Origin of the sequence: Nevskia soli, from assembly GCF_903970205.1 — a bacterium.
Lineage (GTDB): Bacteria > Acidobacteriota > Terriglobia > Bryobacterales > Bryobacteraceae > Bog-113.
This window is the reverse complement of record NZ_CAJCHS010000355.1, coordinates 1-6,095: the sequence shown is the minus strand read 5'-3', so window position 1 is coordinate 6,095 and position 6,095 is coordinate 1. Positions and strand designations below refer to the sequence as shown.

At 60.3% G+C, this 6,095-nt stretch carries 6 protein-coding genes; 5 read left to right on the top strand and 1 reads right to left on the bottom strand.

Translation table 11 applies throughout. The features are described 5' to 3' along the window. From H1Y01_RS20125 to H1Y01_RS15600, 5 genes are all read left to right on the top strand, one after another. The coding region (locus tag H1Y01_RS20125; protein WP_180541442.1) for a type II toxin-antitoxin system RelE/ParE family toxin at window positions 1-257 on the top strand (257 nt) is incomplete at its 5' end. After that, window positions 254-619, top strand: coding sequence for a helix-turn-helix domain-containing protein (locus tag H1Y01_RS15615; protein ID WP_180541441.1), 366 nt, complete (start codon window positions 254-256; stop codon window positions 617-619). The genes H1Y01_RS20125 and H1Y01_RS15615, both read left to right, overlap by 4 nt. Window positions 620-730: 111 nt before the next feature. Then, window positions 731-2,518, top strand: a complete 1,788-nt coding sequence (locus H1Y01_RS15610; RefSeq protein WP_180541440.1) for an FAD-dependent oxidoreductase — start codon at window positions 731-733, stop codon at window positions 2,516-2,518. Beyond that, complete coding sequence (locus H1Y01_RS15605) at window positions 2,491-4,329, top strand: 2-oxoacid:acceptor oxidoreductase subunit alpha (RefSeq protein ID WP_180541439.1); 1,839 nt, start codon at window positions 2,491-2,493, stop codon at window positions 4,327-4,329. The genes H1Y01_RS15610 and H1Y01_RS15605 overlap by 28 nt, the downstream gene beginning before the upstream one ends. Then, entirely contained in the window at window positions 4,329-5,384 is a 1,056-nt protein-coding gene (locus H1Y01_RS15600) for a 2-oxoacid:ferredoxin oxidoreductase subunit beta (protein ID WP_180541438.1), read from the top strand. The genes H1Y01_RS15605 and H1Y01_RS15600 overlap by 1 nt, the downstream gene beginning before the upstream one ends. Before the next feature lie 116 nt (window positions 5,385-5,500). Here H1Y01_RS15600 and phoU read toward each other — a convergent pair. Beyond that, window positions 5,501-6,095, bottom strand: a 595-nt coding sequence (phoU, locus tag H1Y01_RS15595) for a phosphate signaling complex protein PhoU (RefSeq protein WP_180541437.1), incomplete at its 5' end; no start/stop codon positions are given.

The window sequence follows — 6,095 nt, the reverse complement described above, 5'->3', positions numbered from 1 at the left end:
AGCTGGGCAGACCTCGTGCAGACACTCTCAACGGTTCCCGCCACGCGAACATGAAGGAGCTCCGGTTCGACGCCGCCGGCGGCGTCTGGCGTGTGGCCTTCGCGTTTGACCCGACGCGAAAGGCCATTCTTCTGATCGCAGGCGACAAATCGGGCGTCAGTGAAACGCGATTTTACCGGCAACTGATAGACAAAGCGGACCATAGGTTTGACGGTCATTTAGCAAAGTCGAAAAGGAAGGAAGGCACGCAAAAATGATGACCCATCTTGAACGCATACGGAAAGAGTTAAGCCCAGCCCGTCGCAAACAGGTGGCGGAGCGCGCCGCCCAGCTGATTGCAGAGGAGATGACTTTAAGCGAGCTCCGCCGCGCCCGGAAATTGACCCAGGTTCGCATGGCTCGCGAACTGGGTATCGGTCAGGACGGAGTTTCCAAGCTCGAAAAACGTGCCGATCTGATGATTTCGACTTTGCGCAAGACGGTCGAAGCGATGGGCGGGCGCCTTTCACTGGTGGCTGAGTTCTCCGGCCGTAAGCCCGTCCTCCTGTCTGGAATCGGTGAAGGAGTCGCTGAGACGGCAAGAAAGCCGCGCGGGAAACGCGTTCCATCCCGCAAGTAAAGGTGCTCGTTCGGATCACCCGCTTGCTCCGAATCCCCCATCCGCATACAATCAAGGGATAAGCACTAAAGCAGGAAGTTCCCCCGGTTCCCCGTAGCCGAACCCGATCCCGTGAAACCAACCGACGTCCAGGACCCGAATTATTACCACAAAGTAGTCGATTGCCAGTGGGGCTGCCCCGCGCACACCAATGTCCCCGAGTACATCCGGCTCATCGCGCAAGGGCGCTACACCGAATCGTACATGCTCAACCGCAAGTCGAATGTGTTCCCCGCGATTCTGGGGCGCACCTGCGATCGGCCGTGCGAACCGGTGTGCCGCCGGGCGCGTGTCGACACCAGCCCGGTCGCCATCTGCCGCTTGAAACGCGTTGCGGCCGATCTCAAGGGCGAGTATGGCCATCTGCTTCCGCCGATCCCGGCGCGCAAGAACGGCAAGCACATCGCGTGCGTCGGAGCCGGTCCGGCCTCGCTCGCGGTTGCGAACGATCTGATGCCGCTCGGCTACCGGATCACCATGTTCGAGAAGTCCGCCAAGCCCGGCGGCCTGATGCGGTCCAACATTCCGGCATTCCGGCTGCCCGGCAGCATCATCGACGAAGAATGCGGCGTGATCATCGACATGGGTGTCGATGTCCGCTACAACACGCCGGTTCCGAGCCTGCGCGGCTTGCTACAAGAAGGCTATGACGCGGTCTTCGTTGGCACCGGGGCGCCGCGTGGCAAGAATCTGGAAATACCCGGCCGCTACGACACCGATCGGATTCATATAGGGATTGACTGGCTCGAATCGGTTGCCTTCGGACACATCGATTCGATCGGCGAACGCGTGCTGATCATCGGCGTTGGCAACACGGCCATGGATTGCTGCCGGACCTCACGCCGCCTCGGCGGAAAAGACATCAAGGTGATGGCCCGCCGGCCGCGCGACTTCTTTAAAGCCTCTCCGTGGGAACTGGAAGACGCGGAAGAAGAAGGCGTCGACATCCTTATCAATTTCGCGCCCAAGCGCTTCGTGCTCGAGAACGGCCGCCTGGTCGGAATGGATTTCGAGCGCCTGAGCTGGGACGTCCAGGCCAAAAAATCCCAGACTCTCGAAACCGTTTTCTTCCCGTGCGACGACGTGATCCTCGCCATCGGTCAGGAGAACGCGTTCCCCTGGATCGAGCGCGATCTGGGCATCGAGTTCGACAAGTGGGACATGCCGGTTCTGGACCCGACGACGCTGCAATCGTCGCTGCCCAACGTATTCTTCGGCGGCGACGCGGCGCTCGGTCCCAAGAACATCATCTGGGCCGTCGAGCAGGCGCATCAGGCCGCGATCTCGATCCACAACTTCTGCGAGGGCATCCCGGTTACCGACCGTCCCCCTAACGGCATGAATCTGATCAGCCAGAAGATGGGCATCAGCGAGTGGAGCTATCACAACGACTTCAACCCCGCGCCGCGCCAGAAGATGAAGCATGTCGATCTGGTAGAGCGCTTCCGCGAGCTGAATGTCGAAGTCGAACTCGGCTTTTCGCCGGAACAAACCGCGCGCGAAGTGCAGCGCTGCCTGAACTGCGACATCGAAACAGAGTTTACGCCGAAGCGCTGTATCGAGTGCGACGCCTGCATCGATATCTGCCCCACGCAATGCCTCACCATCACCGCGAACGGCGACGAGGCGGAACTGCGCACCCGGCTTTCTGCGCCCGCGCTCAACCTGGAGCAGGCCATTTACGCGTCGGCGCCGCTGCCGCAAACCGGACGCATTATGGTGAAAGACGAAGATGTCTGCGTGCATTGCGGCCTGTGCGCCGAGCGTTGCCCCACGGCCGCGTGGGACATGCAAAAGTTTGAAATCCTTATCTCCCTGGCAGGAACCCAAGAGTGGAATACCGCGTTAGTCCCCGCATAAACGATTTCGCCGTCAAGCTCGCGAATGTAAATGGAACAGGATCGGCCAGCGCCAACGGTTTGATCATGCAGGCCATCTTCCGGATGGGCATTCCCGTATCCGGCAAGAACCTGTTTCCGTCGAACATTCAGGGCCTCCCCACGTGGTATGAGATTCGCGTCAACGGCGACGGCCATGTCTCGCGCGCGCTCGATTACGATCTGATGGTGGCGATGAACGCGCAGACTTACGATCGCGATCTGAAGGAAGTGCGCTCGGGCGGCTACGTCCTTTACGATTCGAGCTGGCCGCTGGATGATCATCTACTTCGCGAAGATATCCATCTGATTGGCGTGCCGCTGGCGCGCATGTGCATCGAGTCGTTTGCCGAGCCGCGCGAACGGACGCTGATGAAGAACATCGCGTACGCGGGCGCGATGGTGGCGCTGCTCGAAATCGACATGGCGATCGTGGAAGCGCTGATCAAAGAAAGCTTCAGCCGCAAGCCTGCGCTGCTGGCATCGAACACGCGCGCCCTGCGCCTGGGCTACGATTACGCCAAAGAACATTTCGCGTGCCCGCTCCCGTTTCGCTTGTCGCCCATGAACGCGAACGCGGACAAGATCCTGATTGACGGGAATACGGCGATCGCGCTCGGGTGCCTCTACGCCGGCGTTACCGTGGCCGCGTGGTATCCCATCACGCCGGCGACATCGGTGATGGATGGCTTCAAGAACCTGTGCGAGAAGTACCGCAAAGATCCGGAAACCGGCGAGAACAATTACATCATTCTGCAAGCTGAGGATGAGCTGGCGGCGATCGGCATGGTGATCGGCGCGATGTGGAATGGCGCACGCGCGTTTACGTCGACCGCCGGTCCCGGCATCTCGCTGATGAATGAGCTGCTGGGCCTCGCTTATTACGCGGAGATTCCCGTAGTCGTCGTCGACGTGCAGCGCGTAGGGCCATCGACGGGCATGCCGACGCGCACGCAGCAATCCGATCTGCTCGAGTGCGCCTACGCCTCGCATGGCGATACCAAACACATTCTGCTGCTGCCGGGCAATCCCGCCGAATGCTTCGATTTCGCGGTGAAGTCGTTCGACCTCGCCGATCGCTTCCAGACTCCGGTTTTTATCGTGTCGGACCTCGACATCGGGATGAACGACTGGGTGGTTCCGAAGCTCGACTGGGATGATTCGTATCGCCCGGATCGCGGCCGCGTCCTCACGCACGACGAGATCGAAGCGCTGCCGCAATTCCACCGCTTTCTTGGTGAGAACGGGACGCAGATCGCGCCGCGGACGCTGCCGGGAGTGCATCCGAAAGGCGCCTACTTCACGCGCGGGTCCGGCCACAACAAGTTCGGTCTATACACGGAGATCCCGGATGAATATCAAGAGGTGATGGACCGGCTGCTGCTGAAACATCGCGCGGCGGCTTCGGCGGTTCCTCCCGCGCTGATCGAGGAACGCCGTAACGCGGAATTCGGCGTGATCACCGTGGGCGGCTGCGACGCGGCGGTCCGCGAAGCGGTGGAGAACCTTGCCGCGAACGGGATCTTCGCGGACTTCATGCGCATCCGCGCGTTTCCTTTCGGACGCGAGGTGGAACAGTTCATCGCCGATCACGAATTCTGTTTCGTGGTTGAGCAAAATCGCGATTCGCAGCTGAAATCGATGCTCATTCTGGAAACAGCGGCGCCCAAGGAGAAGCTTCAATCCGTTCTGGTGTACGGCGGCTTTCCGTTGAGCGCGCGCACGGTTGTGGACGAAATCACGCGCCAGCTTACCCGCGTGCCGCAGCCCGTCTCCATAAGGAAGGGAAAGTAATGCCCTCGATCGCCAAACCAGCCGTTCTTCATCCCAGCGCGCAACGCAACGAACTCGGGCTCACCCTCCGCGATTACGAAGGCAGCATGTCGACGCTGTGCGCGGGCTGCGGCCATGATTCCGTTACGGCCGCCATCGTGCGCGCGCTTTGGGAGCTTTCGGTCGAGCCGCACAAGCTGGCGAAAATGAGCGGGATCGGTTGTTCGTCGAAGACGCCGGCCTACTTCGTTACCGGCGCGCACGGCTTCAACTCCGCGCATGGACGCATGCCGCCTATCGCCACGGGCGCGAATGCTGCGAATCGTGAACTGCTCTATATCGGCGTGTCGGGTGATGGCGATTCGTTGTCGATCGGTCTCGGCCACCTCTGTCACGCGATCCGGCGCAATGTGCGGATGGTGTACATCATCGAGAACAACGGCGTCTATGGATTAACGAAGGGCCAATTCTCCGCATCGGCTGATGTCGGGACCAAGAGCAAGAAGGGCGAAGCGAATCGGATGGCGCCGATCGATCCGATCCAACTCGGCCTCAGCCTGGGCGCGACGTTCCTGGCGCGCGGCTTCTCCGGCGATAAGGAACAACTGGTTCCGATCCTGAAGGCGGCCGTCGCTCATCGCGGCTTTGCGATCATCGACGTTGTCTCGCCCTGTGTCACGTTCAACGACCACACGGGATCGACCAAGAGTTATCTCTACACACGCCAGCATCGAATCCGCGCGACGGAGACCGACTATGTTCCCCCGGCTACCGAGATTCTGACCGAGATTTCACCCCGAGGGGAGACGGCGGTTACGCTGCACGATGGAAGCGTCGTCCGGTTCTCCGCGGTTCCGGCCGACTACAATCCGTCCGACCGGCTGGCTGTCGCAAAGTTCCTGCAGGAGAATGCAGCCGACGGAAGGATCGTCACCGGGCTGCTCTATGTGGACGAAGCGACTCCGAACATTCACGAAATGAACAACACACCGGCTAAGGCGCTTACTAGTGTTCCGTGGTCGAAGCTATGTCCCGGCGCGGAAATGCTGAACGCGCTTCAGGAAGAGTTCCGCTAATCAGCGGCCTGTGTCAAAACCGGCTCCCTCACGGTCGCGGCTCTGTAACGAACTGAATCTACTGAGCCGCGCGCGTGAGCAAGCGGTCTTTCGGACTTTCACCACGGGCTGCTTAACTAACTCGCGACTCGCGGCGCCTGTATATCGCGCTCAGCTCCGAACCGATGCCGCACGTCGCTGCCGTTGATAAGAAAGATCACTTCTTCGGCGATATTGGTGGCGTGGTCGGCGATGCGTTCCAGGCTGCGCGCGTTAAAGATCACGTTCAATAAGCGGGGAATCAGTTCCGGGTTCTGCTGCATCTGCACGACTAACTCTTTGCCGATTTTCGCGCGCAGCTTATCGACCATGTCGTCGGATGCTACCAACCCGCGCGCCGCTTCGTAGTCCTGCTTCACGAAGGAATCGAGTACGGCCAGTACCATATGCTCCACCAGCGTCGCCAGATCGTTGATATCGGCGTAAACAGGCCCATCGAGTGCGGGTAAGTTCATCACCGCAAGCGAGCGCTCCGTGATGTTCGCCGCCAGGTCGCCCATGCGCTCCAGTTCCGTGTTGATCTTAATCGCCGATACGATAAAACGCATGTCCCGAGCCACCGGCTGCTGCGTCGCGATCAACTTCGTCGCCAGATCGTCAATCTGAATCTCCATCTGGTCCACGCGCGATTCGTCGCGCAGCACCTGATGAGCGATATCTTCACTCCGCTCG

Bases quoted from the DNA above. Each gene is read 5' to 3' on its own strand.
- H1Y01_RS15615 (WP_180541441.1), top strand. From the start codon at position 254: ATGATGACCCATCTTGAACGCATACGGAAAGAGTTAAGCCCAGCCCGT.
- H1Y01_RS15600 (WP_180541438.1), top strand. From the start codon at position 4,329: ATGCCCTCGATCGCCAAACCAGCCGTTCTTCATCCCAGCGCGCAACGC.